14 protein-coding genes are annotated in these 15,728 nt (G+C 38.5%); 10 read left to right on the forward strand and 4 right to left on the reverse strand.

Annotated features, from left to right (window positions below; translation table 11 throughout):
* Positions 1 to 50: 50 nt before the first annotated feature.
* From ACFSKV_RS15620 to ACFSKV_RS15645, 6 genes are all read left to right on the forward strand, one after another.
* Positions 51 to 1,304, forward strand: coding sequence for an anthranilate synthase component I family protein (locus tag ACFSKV_RS15620; RefSeq protein WP_380804758.1), 1,254 nt, complete (start codon positions 51 to 53; stop codon positions 1,302 to 1,304).
* On the forward strand, positions 1,304 to 2,386 hold the full coding sequence (dinB, locus tag ACFSKV_RS15625; protein ID WP_380804761.1) for a DNA polymerase IV: 1,083 nt from the start codon (positions 1,304 to 1,306) through the stop codon (positions 2,384 to 2,386). Before ACFSKV_RS15620 ends, dinB begins: the two co-directional genes overlap by 1 nt.
* A gap of 101 nt (positions 2,387 to 2,487) precedes the next feature.
* Positions 2,488 to 3,930 (forward strand): MBL fold metallo-hydrolase, encoded by a 1,443-nt coding sequence (locus tag ACFSKV_RS15630; protein WP_380804764.1) that lies wholly within the window; start codon positions 2,488 to 2,490, stop codon positions 3,928 to 3,930.
* A 79-nt stretch (positions 3,931 to 4,009) separates the two neighbouring features.
* Entirely contained in the window at positions 4,010 to 4,948 is a 939-nt protein-coding gene (locus ACFSKV_RS15635; RefSeq protein WP_380804767.1) for a sterol desaturase family protein, read from the forward strand.
* Positions 4,949 to 5,033: 85 nt separating this feature from the next.
* A complete protein-coding gene (locus tag ACFSKV_RS15640) occupies positions 5,034 to 5,279 on the forward strand; it encodes a hypothetical protein (RefSeq protein WP_380804769.1) in 246 nt (81 codons plus the stop codon).
* A 75-nt stretch (positions 5,280 to 5,354) separates the two neighbouring features.
* The gene (locus tag ACFSKV_RS15645) at positions 5,355 to 5,690 is read left to right on the forward strand and encodes a rhodanese-like domain-containing protein (protein ID WP_380804772.1); all 336 of its coding nucleotides are present in this window, start codon (positions 5,355 to 5,357) and stop codon (positions 5,688 to 5,690) included.
* 85 nt (positions 5,691 to 5,775) lie between these two features.
* Here the strand turns inward: ACFSKV_RS15645 and ACFSKV_RS15650 are convergent, their stop codons facing one another.
* Positions 5,776 to 8,226, reverse strand: a complete 2,451-nt coding sequence (locus ACFSKV_RS15650) for a penicillin acylase family protein (protein WP_380804775.1) — start codon at positions 8,224 to 8,226, stop codon at positions 5,776 to 5,778.
* 108 nt (positions 8,227 to 8,334) lie between these two features.
* Here ACFSKV_RS15650 and ACFSKV_RS15655 point away from each other — a divergent pair, with 108 nt between their 5' ends.
* The gene (locus ACFSKV_RS15655) at positions 8,335 to 8,760 is read left to right on the forward strand and encodes a Dabb family protein (RefSeq protein ID WP_380804777.1); all 426 of its coding nucleotides are present in this window, start codon (positions 8,335 to 8,337) and stop codon (positions 8,758 to 8,760) included.
* Between the two features lie 42 nt (positions 8,761 to 8,802).
* Here ACFSKV_RS15655 and ACFSKV_RS15660 read toward each other — a convergent pair whose 3' ends face one another.
* Complete coding sequence (locus ACFSKV_RS15660; RefSeq protein WP_380804778.1) at positions 8,803 to 9,213, reverse strand: hypothetical protein; 411 nt, start codon at positions 9,211 to 9,213, stop codon at positions 8,803 to 8,805.
* A gap of 142 nt (positions 9,214 to 9,355) precedes the next feature.
* Here ACFSKV_RS15660 and ACFSKV_RS15665 point away from each other — a divergent pair, with 142 nt between their 5' ends.
* Complete coding sequence (locus ACFSKV_RS15665) at positions 9,356 to 9,961, forward strand: alpha-ketoglutarate-dependent dioxygenase AlkB family protein (protein WP_380804779.1); 606 nt, start codon at positions 9,356 to 9,358, stop codon at positions 9,959 to 9,961.
* An 18-nt stretch (positions 9,962 to 9,979) separates the two neighbouring features.
* On the opposite strand, the gene msrB is transcribed toward ACFSKV_RS15665, so the two are convergent.
* Complete coding sequence (gene msrB / locus ACFSKV_RS15670; RefSeq protein WP_465270325.1) at positions 9,980 to 11,122, reverse strand: peptide-methionine (R)-S-oxide reductase MsrB; 1,143 nt, start codon at positions 11,120 to 11,122, stop codon at positions 9,980 to 9,982.
* A 182-nt stretch (positions 11,123 to 11,304) separates the two neighbouring features.
* Between msrB and ACFSKV_RS15675 the strand changes: the two genes are divergently transcribed.
* Both ACFSKV_RS15675 and ACFSKV_RS15680 read left to right on the forward strand, forming a co-directional pair.
* Positions 11,305 to 11,883, forward strand: coding sequence for an outer membrane beta-barrel protein (locus ACFSKV_RS15675; RefSeq protein ID WP_380804781.1), 579 nt, complete (start codon positions 11,305 to 11,307; stop codon positions 11,881 to 11,883).
* 112 nt (positions 11,884 to 11,995) lie between these two features.
* Positions 11,996 to 14,695: a PQQ-dependent sugar dehydrogenase gene (locus ACFSKV_RS15680; RefSeq protein ID WP_380804783.1), complete on the forward strand. Its 2,700-nt coding sequence runs from the start codon at positions 11,996 to 11,998 to the stop codon at positions 14,693 to 14,695.
* A gap of 140 nt (positions 14,696 to 14,835) precedes the next feature.
* On the opposite strand, the gene ACFSKV_RS15685 is transcribed toward ACFSKV_RS15680, so the two are convergent.
* Positions 14,836 to 15,699 (reverse strand): dienelactone hydrolase family protein, encoded by an 864-nt coding sequence (locus ACFSKV_RS15685; RefSeq protein WP_380804786.1) that lies wholly within the window; start codon positions 15,697 to 15,699, stop codon positions 14,836 to 14,838.
* Positions 15,700 to 15,728: the final 29 nt, after the last annotated feature.

A 15,728-nucleotide genomic window follows, 5' to 3' on the forward strand; every position in this document is an offset into this window, starting at 1 on the left:
GAAACCTTAGGGTTTCCTTTTTTTTTGTGCCTTTCCATTAATTTTGAAGTATGACAAAAAGTTATTCAATTCCAATTCCTTCTTCTGAAGATTGGTCTTTTAAACTACTTTCATGGCTTGATCTCAAGTTTCCCAATTTTGCTTATTTTCAAAATAGCGGAAATAATTATCCTTATGGGGGATTTTCTCATCTGATTTTCGCAGGATCAAGCACAATCGGACTCAAGGAAATTGAAAGCTATCAAGGGAAAAGGGATACAGTTGGAATTGTTTCTTTTGATTATAAAAATCAGATTGAAAATTTAAAGAGTGACAATCAAGTATTAATTGATTTACCTGACTCAGAATTTCTCATTCCAGATTTGCAAATTGAAATTCAGGATGGCTTATTGATTTTTGATGATGCAGACAGGATGATATCTTCTGAGGAAATATTTGGAGCTTCTTCATCGATTCCCCAAAACCCATTGGTCCAGGTACAAGCTTTGACCAGCTATGAAAAATATCTTTCAGATATAGAGGCCATAAAAGAGCACATCAGATCAGGCGATATTTACGAGATGAACTATTGTATGGCTTTTACCTTTCAGGATAGACAATGGGATCCCATAGTTGGTTTTTTGGATCTCATGCGGGTTTCCCCAATGCCTTTTTCCGTTTTTTATAAATCAGGTGATAAATATCTTATTTGTGCATCCCCGGAAAGATTTTTAAAGAAAACCGGGAAAAAACTGATTGCCCAACCCATCAAAGGGACCATAAAAAGAGGAGTGGATGTCCATGAGGATGCCCTCTTGAGAAATATTCTGCTGAATTCAGAAAAAGAAAGGGCAGAAAATCTGATGATTGTAGATCTGATTAGAAATGATCTTTCAAAAATTTCTGAAACAGGTTCAGTTCAGGTTGAGGAACTCTTTGGTGTGTACCCCTTTGCCAAAGTTCACCAAATGATTTCCACAGTCACTGCCATATGCAATAAGGGAGCGAAGTTTAAAGATATAATTCATGCCGCTTTTCCTATGGGAAGTATGACAGGAGCTCCAAAAATAAAATGTTTGGAATTGATTGAACAGTATGAAAACTTTAAAAGGGGGTGGTTTTCAGGATCCATCGGAGTAATCCGTACAGACGGAGATTTTGATTTTAATGTGGTCATCAGAAGCATTGTTTTTGATAAAGATTCCGGAAATGGATTTTTTGCTGTAGGAAGTGCCATCACTTTTGATGCTGATGCCGTTTATGAATACGAAGAATGTCTTTTAAAGGCATCTGCTATTTTGAGCATTTTAACCTCGCAGAATTAATGGAAAAAATCAGGAAAATAATCCATGTGGATATGGATGCATTTTATGCATCTGTTGAACAGATGGACAATCCTGACCTGAAAGGAAAACCGGTGGCTGTTGGAGGAAACAGGGAAAGGGGAGTGGTAGCAGCCGCATCTTATGAAGCGAGGAAATATGGAGTGAGGTCTGCCATGTCCGGAAAGATGGCCGCTTTGAAGTGCCCAAATTTGATATTTGTGAAACCCCGTTTCGAGAGATATAAAGAACTTTCAAACCAGATCAGGGAAATTTTTTTTGAATACACCGATCTGGTCGAACCATTATCCTTGGATGAAGCATTTTTGGATGTGACTGAAAATAAGGTGGGAAATCCTTCTGCAACCTTAATTGCCCAGGAGATAAGGAAAAGGATTAAAGAGGAAGTTGGTCTCAATGCATCCGCAGGAATTTCATACAATAAATTCCTGGCCAAAACAGCATCAGATATCAACAAGCCCAATGGTCAAGCAGTAATTTTGCCAAAAGATGCGGAGTCTTTTTTAGAAAAATTGCCAATTGAAAAATTTTTCGGAATAGGAAAAGTGACTGCTGATAAAATGAAAGAGATTGGTATCCATAATGGCTATGACCTGAAGCAATATTCCATTCAATATCTGACCCGGCGATTTGGGAAATCGGGACTTCATTTTTTTAATATTGTGAGGGGAATTCATTTGTCTGAGGTCCAGCCCAATAGGATCAGGAAATCTTTGAGTGCAGAAAATACCTTTGAAAAGGATCTTTCTCAATATTCTGATTGGGTTACTGCATTAAAGGAAGTCTTTGAGGAATTGATAAGAAGACTGAAAAAAAGTGGTGTAAAAGGAAGGACAGTGACATTGAAGATCAAATACCATGATTTTTCCCTTCAATCCAGGAGTAAAACTTTTGAACAATATCCTGAATCTGAAAAAATCTGGGATACGGTCCTTGAATTGCTTGGACAGGAAGAATTAAAAAAGAGCGTACGTCTATTTGGGATAGGTATATCAAACCTAAATATAGAAGAAGAAAGGCATCATTTCGGAAAACAGCTTTTTTTTGAGTTTGGAGAAGGTTGAACTTCAGTTCAAAGTGTAACAAACATCACATTTTTATTAGCCCCTGTTTTTTAATTTTGGAATAGAATTATTACTGATTACCAGAGAACATAAACCCAACTATGAAAAAAGTATTCTTAAGTATTTTTATGATGGTCCTTACCTTAACGGTTGTTTCTGCTTTTCAGTTTGAACAACTGATCAAACCGGCAGCGTTAAAAAATGTAAGGATTAAGCAATTTGAAGATGATGGATTGGCACATTACAGTTATGCCATCCATGTGGATGATAAAATGTACTTGATTGATCCGGGAAGAAATCCACAGCCTTATTATGATTATGCAAAATCACAAAATGCCAAAATTGTAGGAGTTATTGAAACCCATCCGCATGCTGATTTTGTAAGTTCCCATTTAGAAATACATGAGACTACAGGTGCTACGATTTATGTCAGTAAACTGGTAGGGGCAGGTTATCCTCACCAAGCTTTTGATGAAGGTGATGAGATTCAACTTCCCAGGGGAGTGAAATTAAAAGCCATCTTTACTCCTGGCCATTCACCTGATGGGATTAGTATCCTATTGGAAGAAAACGGTAAAGATATCGCAGTATTTACAGGGGATACCTTATTTATCGGCGATGTTGGAAGGCCTGATCTTAGGGAATCTGCGGGAAGTATTATGGCCAAAAGGGAAGAACTTGCCCGAATGATGTACAAAAGTACCAGAGAGAAATTCATGGTATTGGATGATGACGTATCGGTTTATCCGGCCCATGGTGCGGGTTCTCTTTGTGGCAAAGCCATGAGTGATGCTAATACCAGTACAATTGGAGCTGAAAAATTGACCAATTATGCCCTCCAGGAGATGTCTGAAGATGAATTTGTAGGTCTTCTCCTTCAGGATCAACCTTTTATTCCCAAGTATTTCCCTTATGATGTAGGTGTCAATAAAGAAGGAGCCAAAGCTTATCATAAGGCATTGAATGCTGTAATCAGGCTAGAAGAGAATTACACCCCTGATGGAAATGCAATTGTAATTGATGGAAGAAATCAGGGAGATTTTAAAAACTCCCATATTCCAGGTGCGGTCAATATTATGAATGGTGCCAAATTCGAAACATGGTTAGGAAGTATATTGGCTCCTGGAAGTTCTTTTTACCTGGTTGCCGATAATGAGGAAAATTTAAAGGAATTGGTTGCCAAAACTGCAAAAATTGGTTATGAACCATTTATAAAAGGAGCATTTATATATACAGGGAAAGATGGGGATAAAATGAGTTTCTTTGACAAAGAGGAATTCGATAAAAACCCAGAGGCCTTTACCATAGTTGATATCCGTAATGTGGGGGAATATGCAGATGGGAAAGTATTTGATTCAGCAATTAATATTCCTTTACCGGAATTGAAGGACAGAGTAGGGGAGATTCCAACCGATAAACCCATAGTAGTGCATTGCGGAACGGGTTACCGTTCTGCGGCTGGAAGCAGTATTATCCAAAATGCACTAAAAAATGTGGAGGTATTGGATATGAGTTCTTTTATAAAGGAATATAATAAAAAATAATTAGTTGTGGTTTATGGGAGTACCGAAAGAGGGCAATCAAGTGGGTTGTCCTTTTTCTTTAAATTAAACAAATTGCCATATGGAAAAATACATTAAAATTATCGGTGACTCTTATTATGGGTATTTCAACTACCTGGTCAATGAGATGTTTTATCCTTCCTGGAAAAATTATTTCTGGTGGTTGCTTGGTTTATCCGTAGGTGTATGGTTATTGGAAATATTCTTTCCCTGGAGAAAAAAACAGGCCATTTTCAGAAAGGACTTCTGGTTGGATGGTTTTTATATGTTTTTCAACTATTTCCTTTTTTCATTGATCGCATACAATGCCATATCCAATGTGGCTGTAGAGGCTTTTAATGATTTCCTTGGAATCTTTGGAATTGAAAATTTGGTGGCAATCCATATAGAATCCTGGCCTAGGTGGGGACAATTCCTGTTACTTTTCCTTTTGGCTGATTTCATTCAGTGGAATGTACATAGGCTGTTGCATAGGGTACCCATTTTATGGGAATTCCATAAGGTACACCATTCCGTGGAAGAAATGGGTTTTGCAGCGCATTTGAGATTTCACTGGATGGAGACAATTATCTATAAATCAGCGCAATACATTCCTTTGGCGATGATCGGTTTTGGGCTTGAAGATTTCTTTATTGTGCACATCTTTACCACTGCCATTGGCCACTTGAACCATGCGAACCTGAGGATTACGTATGGACCCTTAAAGTATATCCTCAATAATCCCATCATGCACCTTTGGCACCATGTCAAGGTATTGCCTAAAGACAGAAAATATGGAGTAAATTATGGGATAACCCTGAGTTTATGGGATTATCTCTTTAGGACAGATTATATTCCCCATGAAGGTAGGGATGAGCCATTGGGTTTTAACGGCATGGAAAAATTCCCGAAAACATTCTGGCAGCAGGTTACCTATCCCTTTGTGAAGAGGGGTGAAGATACCAGTATCCGTCCCGATCGGGTGTCTTTAACAAAACCAGTAATAAAAACCAAGTCATAAAATCGAGTTTGTCGAAATCCATACCTAAAGGGATGATTATCCTGATTCTGAGATTTCAAGTGAGCATTTAAAACAAATTAAGTATATGAAAGCAACCATCAATAATTGGAGATTTGTCATCCTGCTGAGCCTTACCCTGGGTCTGGCCCCATTTGTGCCTGAACCCCATATTTGGGGTAAGATCAAATGGATAGCCGGAGGGGCCAAGGGTATGGCTGCTATGGATTGGTTTGATTTTGTCTTTCATGGGATACCTTGGGTATTGCTGATCAGGCTGATTGTATTGCAATTGACTGGAAAATTGAAAAAGGAAGCGGTGGATGTGAAGTAAAACCTCCAATGTGATTTTGGTTACCATTTTTATTATAAAGGCAAGATACCTTTGTAATGTAAACCAATAAAAACCATGTTTAATTTCTTTAGAACGCAACCAAAAAACTATACAGACCTCTCCAATGAGGATTTCAAAAAAGGTATGACTGCACCGGATGCAGTGGTCATTGATGTGAGAACAGCTGGAGAATTTCAATCCGGAAAATTAAAAGGAGCTAGAAATATTGATCTAATGAGCCGAAATTTCATGGCTCAGGTTCAAAATCTTCCAAAAGACAAAAAATACTACATCTACTGCAGGAGTGGAAACAGGAGTGGACAAGCCTGTGAAGTAATGGCAGAAATGGGTTTCGAAAATACTTACAATTTGGCCAATGGCATCATGAGCTGGCCATATGAAGTAGTTTAACATATTGATTGGGTTGAATGGTAAAAAAGTCTATCAGCGGGTTAAACCGGATGATGGACTTTTTTTATTCAATAACAATGACTTTTCAAGGTAAAGGCTTCAGTTTAATGTTTTCTACCGTTCTTTGCTGTATATTTTCATAAGAAAACGGAACAATGAAATAGCCATCATTGGCCCAAATAGGAAATAGATTTTTGTAGTATGGGCTGGCTGGATTACCTGATTGCCCTGGGGTGTTAATCCCCATAGTCCTCTCCCAATTTCCCGTATCTACTATAATCCTAAATGAAGCTCCTGAGGAATTATTGTCTCCATATGCATTGGCAGCAGGAGTAAAACTATATCCTCCCCTGGGAAGTGGTCCTGCATCCAATATAGGTCTCCACTCCTCCGCCAGTGCCAGACTCAAAGGATGTCTGAACAAGGCATGTTTATAAGCAGTTTGTCCATATTGCCATTTGCTTTGGTCAGGTCCCAATTTTTTTTCTAATTCCTTCAAAGTTTCTTCCAAAGAAGATTGAAGCAAAATCTCCACTTTCTCTTTTGGGTTTTCTCCAAACACTTTTTCCGGTTTTTCAATCCATTCAATGACACGTGTTAGCTGTATGGATCCCACCAATTCTTTTACCTCTTCAGGTACCATAGCTTTACTTACATTTTGCCTGAGTTTTCTTTCCCACATGACATAAATACTTGCAGGGATTGAATTCTTCTCCAATTTAAAATCCCAGTTTTTGAGCAAATTTTTGGCAGTTTCTAATGCTGGATCTTCAAAAGACATTGCAGTGAGGTAGGGGACAAGTTTTCTGGCAGGCAAAGCCAAATAATCATTTTGTAATTCTCCCATTTCCTTCATGGTAAACTTTTTGCCCTGAGCAAGCACTTCCCTGATCCTATCTCCTCTAAAAGCATCTGCCCATTCATACCCGAGGGCATTTTTATAAGGATAATCAGATGGGGTGACATTTTCGTTTGCAGTGGCCAGGTAACCTTCCTCTGGATTTAATTGATGTGGTCTCTCACCAATAGGCAAATAACCCTCCCAATCCATAGAGCCATCCCCCAAGCTGACTACTAAACCGGAAAAATTTTGCCTCAATGGGGTTATACCTGTAGCCTGCCAACCAATATTCCCTTTTTTATCTGCCCATATCATGTTTTCCGCCGGAATATGGTTGTAAGTGCAGGCATCTCTGAACTCCTCCCAGGTTTGGGATTGGTCCATCCTTAAACTTGCAAGATAGGGTGCCCCTCCCGGTTTCAACCAGGCACATTCCATAGCCACAGCTTTATTCAATTCTCTATCAATAAAAGTGACCGGACCATGGATGGTATAATAATGGGTATGAATTTCATCCGCTTGTCCCTTCACTTTGATGGTGTCCTTAATGGCAATCATATCCATCCAATTCTTTTTATAACGGTATTGATAGGGATTTTTAGGGTTGATATCATAAACCCTCAGATCTTCATTGTCTGTTTCAAAAATTGTCAGGCCCCATGCTCCAAACTCATTGTGACCGATCGAAACACCCGGGATGACCGGTTCTCCACCTCCAACAACATTCCAACCCGGAGCATTTAAATGAACCCAATACCTCAGAGATGGAATTGCATGCAACCTATGGGGGTCATTGGCCATAAATGGAAAACCGCTTTCAGTATATTTACCTGAAATAATCCAGTTATTGCTACCTATAGAGAATTTTTCAAACTCCAGTGTTTCCAAAAGTTCTTTTGATGCTTTTTCTTTTTCTGATAGAAAGGCCAAATTTGAATTTCTTTTTCCTAATTTGATGTCTTCGGGCTCGAATACCAAACCTGCCCGGAATGCATTGTAAGGAGCAAGGATATCTTTGAAAAGTAATTCCTTTGGAATGGAAGTAGGGATGTCCAAAATTGGCTCATTCGGATGGAAATAGTATAATTCCTTTGCTTTTTCAGCACCTGCCAAACTCACCACCCTGCTGTATCTCAGTTCATCCTGTACATTTTGAAGCAAGCCCTGATGTCTTGAAATAACTACATCCCATGTCCAGTATCCCGGCAGGATATCCAATAATTTAAATTCAATGGGTAGTTTTTCAGGCTCCTCCAGTACTTCTGTGATATAACTGTTGACCCCAGCAACAAAAGCGTCAACAATTTGCTCTCCTCTGGGGTGGTAATGGCTTAATTCGGTTTTTTTATCTCCACGGAATTGAAATAATCGGGCACCTTTATCTCGTTCCAACTCCCGTGGTCCAAGAATTTCAGCTACAGTCCCTGTGGCCCTCCTTCTCCAGATTTCAAATTGAAATAGGCGGTCTTTGGCAGCAAGATAACCTTGAGAGAAAAAAAGATCATGTTCATTCTTAGCAAAAATATGGTTTATACCGCTATCATCTTTAAAGACTTCTACCTCTTCCTCCAATCCGTTTAAGGAAAGGATTTGGGCTAGGGTCGGACTGATTAAAAAAAATTGGAGAATGAGAATTAATAAGAAGGCCTTTGGTATTGGATTCATAGGAGATCGGTTGTATTTCAGTTCAGTCATTGATGATAAATTTTAAAAAAAATATGAAAGACTGATTAAAATTTCTATAAACGGTAAATTTCAATTCTATTTATTTCGCAAATTGGACTGTTCAAAATTAGTTGTTTTATGAAAAATAGAATCAGCGCTTTCCTTGCATTATTGGTGATGGTGATAGCCTGCCAATCACCCCAAAAAGAAGAAAAAGTGATAGAAAAAATCATTGAGAAAAAAGTTATAGAAATGGACAAAGCCTTAAGACACGTGGTGCTGTTTAAATTCAAAGATGAATCCTCACCGGAAGACATCCAAAAGGTGGTAGATGCTTTTATGGAATTGCCTTCAAAAATAGATGTTATCCAGGACTTTGAATGGGGGACAAACAATAGTCCTGAAGGACTTGCCCAGGGGTTTACCCATTGCTTTTTTGTTACCTTCAAATCTGAGGCAGATAGGGAAATTTATTTACCCCACCCTGACCATAAAGCATTTGTGGAGGTTTTAGGCCCTCATCTTGACAAAGTTTTGGTGGTAGATTATTGGGCTTCAAAATAGTATCAAAGCCTTTCCAAAAATTTTATTTTGGAAAGGCTCTACTTAATCTTTGTTAACCGGTAATTCGCTTTTATTATCATCATTGCGGTTTCCGACTTCTATCACTTCAATCACAATAAAACTGGAAGCGCCCCGCCAAGGAAGTGGATTAAGGTATTCCTTGTAACGCAATTCCACAAATCTTCCGCTTGCCCTTTCCAACTGCATGGCGATATCATCGTTTTTTGCACTGAACCGGAATTCATTGCTTTGTAAGGCTCCGGCTGTAGGACTTTGAAATCCTTCCTGAACGATTCTGCCTTCCCAGGTTTTGAAAACATAACCTTTTTTCTCAAAATAATTTAGGGTTCCTGCTTTTACACCTTCACTAAATACAAAATAATATCTCCAGTATCCCACAGCTGCTAATACTAAAATAACAAGGAAAATGCTGATTTTTAAGAATTTATTCATAGGGTTGTTGGTTAAAAAGACCAATACTATTTGAAATTAAAGGTCATAATTTCCAACAAATGATTTAATAAAACAAGAAGCCAAACCAGTTTGATAAAAAGATTTGCTCAACTTATTCGCCATTTGAAAGTTTAATAAATAGATGGAATTATTTAATCATTTGAATCAGGAGAATCTCTTGCCTTTTTCCGGAGAGGTAAATTATTTTCCGAATTTCTTTAACAAGGCTCAGTGTGAGCTTTATTTCAAGAAATTGACCCGGGAAATTGATTGGAGGCAAGAGCCGATTTGGTTGTTTGGCAAACAGATCATGCAGCCGAGATTAACTGCATTGTATGGCAATCCTGATATTCCATATGGGTACTCTGGCATTGAAATGAACGCCAATCCATGGACCGATTTTTTATTGGATATCAAGGAAACAATAGAGCAAATTGCCCAAATTGATTTCACCCATGTTTTATTAAATAATTATCGCCATGGCAAAGACAGTATGGGCTGGCACAGGGATAACGAAAAAGTATTAGGAACCAACCCCACCATTGCCTCAGTAAGTTTTGGTACCCCCAGAAAATTTCAGTTTAGGCTTTATAAAGATAAGACATTAAAAAAAGAAATAATCCTGGAAAACGGATCCTTGCTCCTCATGAAAGGGGAGACCCAACACCATTGGGAGCATCAACTACCTAAATCCAATTTGGTGAAAGGGGGGCGGATAAACCTTACTTTCAGGAAGATTTATCCATAAAAGAGACAGATTTTTGGATCAATCAACAGTCCAGAGCCAAGCCCCATAACCTTCTTTTTCCATATCCTTCTTTGGGATAAATCTCATGGCAGCTGAATTCATACAATAACGGAGATGGGTAGGTTCAGGGCCATCGTTGAAAACATGGCCTAAATGTGAATCTCCAAGTTTACTGCGGACTTCTACCCTCAACATTCCATAAGAGCTATCCACAGGCTTGTCAATCAACCTGGCATCAATCGGCTTGGTAAAACTTGGCCATCCGGAATAAGATTCATATTTGTCTTTTGAACTGAACAGAGGTGCTCCAGAAACTATACACACATAGATGCCGGGCTCTTTATTTTCATTGTATTCATTGGTAAATGCCCTTTCAGTTTCTTCATGCATGGTGACTTGGTATTGAAGTTGTGTCAGCCTTTTTTTCAGTTCAGCATCTGAAGGTTTTTTATATAGATCTTCCAATTTAACCGGCCAATGTTGGGCGATAAAGGCATCCCTTCCTGAAGCTTTTCTATAGGCATAATATTCCTCAGGATTTTTTTTATAGTAATCCTGATGATAGGTCTCAGCAGGATAGAAATTGGTAAACTTGATAACAGGAGTGACGACAGGCTTTTCGAAAATTCCGGATTGATCCAGTCTCTTTAAAGAAGCTTTGGCTATATCCCGTTGGGAATTGTCATGGAAAAAAATAGCAGAAGTATATTGAAGTCCTCTGTCATAAAAAGAGCCACCTTCATCTGTAGGGTCAAACTGCTGCCAGAAAATATCCAACAGTTCTGAATAACTGATTACATCCGGGTCAAAGGTGATCTGAACAGATTCCCTATGACTTGTTTTACCTGCGGCCACCTCAGCATATATGGGATCTTTCTCTTTACCACCGGAATAACCGGAAACTACAGAAATAATTCCATTTATTCCTTCGAAAGGTGCTTCTATGCACCAAAAGCAACCACCTGCGAATGTTGCCAAGGATTTTTTGCCCTTGTATTCCTGGACATTGACTTCGTCCCTTTTCTCATCCCCTTTATTCTCTGCCTTTGAACAACTTGAAATCCCAAACACAAAGAGGTGAAATAATGACAAAACTATGATTTTTTTAAAGGTTGTCATGTTGAAATTACCAGAATAAAAGGTATATGATTTTTGAGGCATAGTTTTAGTGATTTAAGATTTGCAAACTGAAAATACAGGGAATGATCCCTATGGACATTTCAAGTATTTTTTCCGTCATCTGTTTCAATAACAAGATTTCAGCTATAGGTGTTCGAATAGCCAATGCTTTCGTTCCAAATATTGTAAAATGAAAATTAACCAACTATTTAAACAAACACAAAATGAAAACTATTTTGAAAACCGGTATTCTAATCTTTGCAATGGTCATGTTTTACCAAAGTACCTATGCCCAATCCGGCAATGGTTTTGGAATCAGAGGGGGATTGAATTACAATTCAAACGGCCAATATTTTAAGGATGCAGAAGCAGTTTGGGGCGATCCATGGAGCAACTTGGGTTATAATTTAGGGGTATTTGGGAAGGTCCCTTTGGGCCTGCTTTTCCTAAGACCTGAATTGACTTATACTAACTTAAAATCAGAAATAAACAGTGACCAGTACACTACCCAGCGTTTAGACGCTCCGGTTCTTGTGGGTATCAATCTAATTGGACCTTTAGTCTCTGTCTTTGCGGGACCATCTTTTCATTACTATTTAGAAGATGAATTGAGGGATTTTGATTTTAATAAATTCAATGCAGGTTACCAGTTTGGGGTTGGAGTGAACCTGGGAAATCTGGGGATTGACCTCAGATATGAAAGAGTTCTCAATGGTCAGACCATAGATATTGACAATGTTTTTACCGGAGATGGGGATTTTCGTTACCAACAATTGCTGTTGGGATTGTCTTTGAAATTCTAAAAAAAAAATCAAAATCAACCACTTGTCAAATCCCCTCTTCTAGAGGGGATTTTTTCATTTAAATAAGTAATTCTTTTTTATCTTGGCATTTTACTATCAAACCTTAAACCCTATGCGATTTCCCATTCTCCCCTTCTTTGTGTTATTATTGATTACTGGATCCTGCGGTAAAAAGAATGAATTGTTTGTCAATGAAAAACCGGAAGAAAGCAGATTTACCAAGATCACTTTGATTGAGAAATTGGATGAACCTATGGAAATTGAGGTTCTAAAAGATGGTAGGATATTGTTTATTGAGCGCAGGGGCAAAATAAAAATTTTTGAACCCCAAAGCGGTTTGGCCAAGGATATAGGATTTATTCCTGTTTATTCTGAGAGCGAAGATGGATTGTTAGGCTTAGCAAAGGATCCTGGTTTCGAGACAAACCAATGGATCTATCTCTATTATTCTCCTCAAGGTGAATTGAGTGTCAACAGGCTTTCCAGATTTACCTTGGTAGACGATATTTTAGATATGGGTTCTGAAAAAATCATGTTGGAAATCCCTCATTTTAGGGGTTGCTGCCACAGTGGGGGCTCTATTGAATTCGATAGCAAGGGCAACCTTTTTCTTTCCTTGGGAGATGATACTACTCCTTTTGAATCTGATAATTATAATCCGATCGATGAAAGGTCTGGAAGACCGGAAAATGTGGATGCACAGAGAAGTTCGTCCAATACCAATGACCTGCGCGGAGCAATCCTCAGAATCACGCCGCAGACTGATGGCACTTATACCATTCCGGAGGGTAATCTTTTTCCTGAAGGAACTCCGGATACCAGACCTGAAATTTATGTGATGGGCAATAGGAACCCTTTTAGGATATCTGTAGATCCCAAAAATGGATACCTGTATTGGGGGGAAGTTGGCCCTGATGCCCAATTTGACAGCCTTCAGAGAGGCCCTAGAGGATATGATGAAGTGAATCAGGCTAAAGAAGCTGGGTTTTTTGGTTGGCCCTATTTTATAGGGGACAATAAAAGGTATTGGGATTACGATTTTCAACAACAGAAAAGTTTGTTTGAGTTTGATCCTAAAGCGCCAGTCAATAATTCACCCAATAATACCGGACTAAAACAGTTGCCGCCTGCCCACCCTGCCATGATTTGGTACCCCTATGCAGATTCTGAAGATTTTCCCATGCTACGCTCAGGGGGAAGAAATGCCATGGCCGGTCCGGTCTATTATTATGATTTGTTCCCGGATTCAGAGGTGAAATTTCCAAAATATTACCATGGTAAACTGTTTTTTTATGATTGGATGAGGAATTGGATTTTTACGGCAAATTTTGATGAAAATGGTGATTTTCAATCTATGGAAGAATTTATGCCATCCACAAAATTTGACAAACCTATTGACATGCAGTTTGGTCCGGATGGAGCACTTTACATTTTGGAATATGGGACATATTGGAGTGCCCAAAATGATGATTCAGGCATTTATAAAATTGAATTCAGTTTTGGTAACAGAAAACCCATTGCGAAGGCAGCAGCAGATAAAACACAGGGAGCACTTCCATTTACTGTTCGTTTCAACAGTGAAGGCAGTTTGGATTTTGATGGGGACGAGTTAATTTATGAATGGGATTTCTATGGAGATGGAACTGAAATTTCCAATGGACAAAATCCTTCTTTTGTTTTTAAGAAAGAAGGTGAATTCCAAACTGTTTTGACGGTAAAAGATAAGAATGGGGCTTCAAATCAAACTTTTATTCCTATCGTGGTCGGTAATGAGCCACCCAAAATCACCATTCAATGGAACGGAAACAGGAGTTTTTACTGGGGGAATCCAAGAATCAAGTATAAGGTAGGTGTAGAGGACAAAGAAGATGGAAATCTCAGCAATGGAGGTATTCCTTCTGAGCTGGTACGGGTAACCTGGGATTTTTTGCAAGAAGGATTTGACAAAGTCATTTCTTCTGAGGGGCATCAGTTAAATGAAAATTCCTTACAACTCATTGGACAGGACCTAACAGTGAAAAGTGGTTGTAATGCCTGCCATGGTTTGGAGAACGTCTCGGTAGGCCCAAGCTATAAAGCGGTTGCTTTGAAATATGAGGATAGACCTGATGCGTCCGATTACTTGGTAAAAAAAGTATTGAATGGGGGAGGAGGTGTCTGGGGAGAAAGGCTTATGCCTTCCCATGCGCACATAGAAAATACCGAAATTACCCAAATTGTGGATTATATTCTTTCTTTATCTCCCAATTCTGTCCTAAATTCAAAAAACAGAATCGGGTTAGAAGGTGAATTGAATCTGAACAAACATGTTGACTGTGGGACCTATTTGTTTGCAGCGAGCTATACGGATAAAGGAGCAAACGGAATTGCCCCCATTTCCCGTAGGACTGAAATTACTTTAAGAAACCCATTAATTTTGGCCGCAGATGCAGACTTTTTTAAAGGAACAGCCAAGGCCAACAATCAGGATTCACGTATAATTAAATTTACAGAGAACAGCTCATACATAGGTTTCAAAGACATTGATTTGAATTATTTGGAAAAAATTACCCTTTCTATTGATCCCAACAGAAGGAAAGGATGGTTTGAAATCAGAGAAGGAAGCATTGAAGGTACGGTAATAGGGAAAACACCAATAATCAGTAATGAAAGCAGGTCTTCGAATTCCAAAGAAAGGTGGTTCGAATATTCCATTTCCTTAAAAAAATCGGATAAAGTTTCGGATATCTATATTCTATTTCAGACAGAAACAGGAGTGGATATTTGGAATTCATTTTTGATGAATACCATATATTTTGAAAATAAAAAATAGACTTGTTTTGGGAAGATCTGGATTTGTAAATTTCTGACCCGATATGCTAAACCGAAAAAAAGCCAGTATCCATGAAAGGATACTGGCTTAAATTTAGAGTTCGTCCGATATGCTACATATCTTACAGCAATATAAGGAGTTTATTTGAATTTTCCTTGTAGGTAAGATAAAGCCATTCCATAAGCTTCTTTGGTTGCTTCTTTGTCATGCCGTGCATTGGATGGGTTAGCAAAACCATGAACTGCATCAAAAATTCTGTAATTCAGGTCTTTACCGGCTTTGTCCATTGCTGTAGCAAATTCTTCGATTACTGCTTTGGAAATATATTCTTCAGTAGCAAAAAGGCCCAAAACATCAGAATTTAAGGTTTTTAATTGCTCCACATCCCTTACCGGCATTCCGTAGTAAATGATAGATCCAATATTTTGCTTGCCAAGTAATAATGCGGATTTTAATGACCAAGCTCCTCCAAAACACCAACCTACATTGGCTATTTTGGCATCTTTACCAGCGAAAGTTTTTGCCGCCATCACAATATTTTCCAATCTTTTTTCATCAACCCCTCTCATAAATCCCCCTGCTTCCTGAGGGTTTGAAGTAACTTTTCCATCGTACATATCCAAGGCAATGACATTTACTTTGCCGCCTAAATCCCTATAAAATTTATCTGATTCCTCTTTGATATTGTCATTTAGACCCCACCATTCCTGATATACAAATAGCCATTTGTTAGATGGTTCCTCGGCTTTGATCAAATATCCGGAAGCATCTTTTCCATCTGAAGAAGGAAAAGACACCATATTTCCTAAACCTTCAAAATCAAAAGGTATTGGAGCGGGATGAAGTGCGACAAATTTTGGGTCATCCAAAAAGGCAATCATTTCAGAGGGACCGGTGTGGCAAATTGTAATCTCATCGGATACGGATGCTTTTTCTGCTTTGTTGAAAAATATTCCCATTAATCCGATCAAAATTAAATGGACATATAGTATTATTTTGTTCATAATATTTTAGTTTTAATAGTTTAACAATG

Origin of the sequence: Shivajiella indica, from assembly GCF_042683085.1 — a bacterium.
Taxonomy (GTDB): domain Bacteria; phylum Bacteroidota; class Bacteroidia; order Cytophagales; family Cyclobacteriaceae; genus Shivajiella; species Shivajiella indica.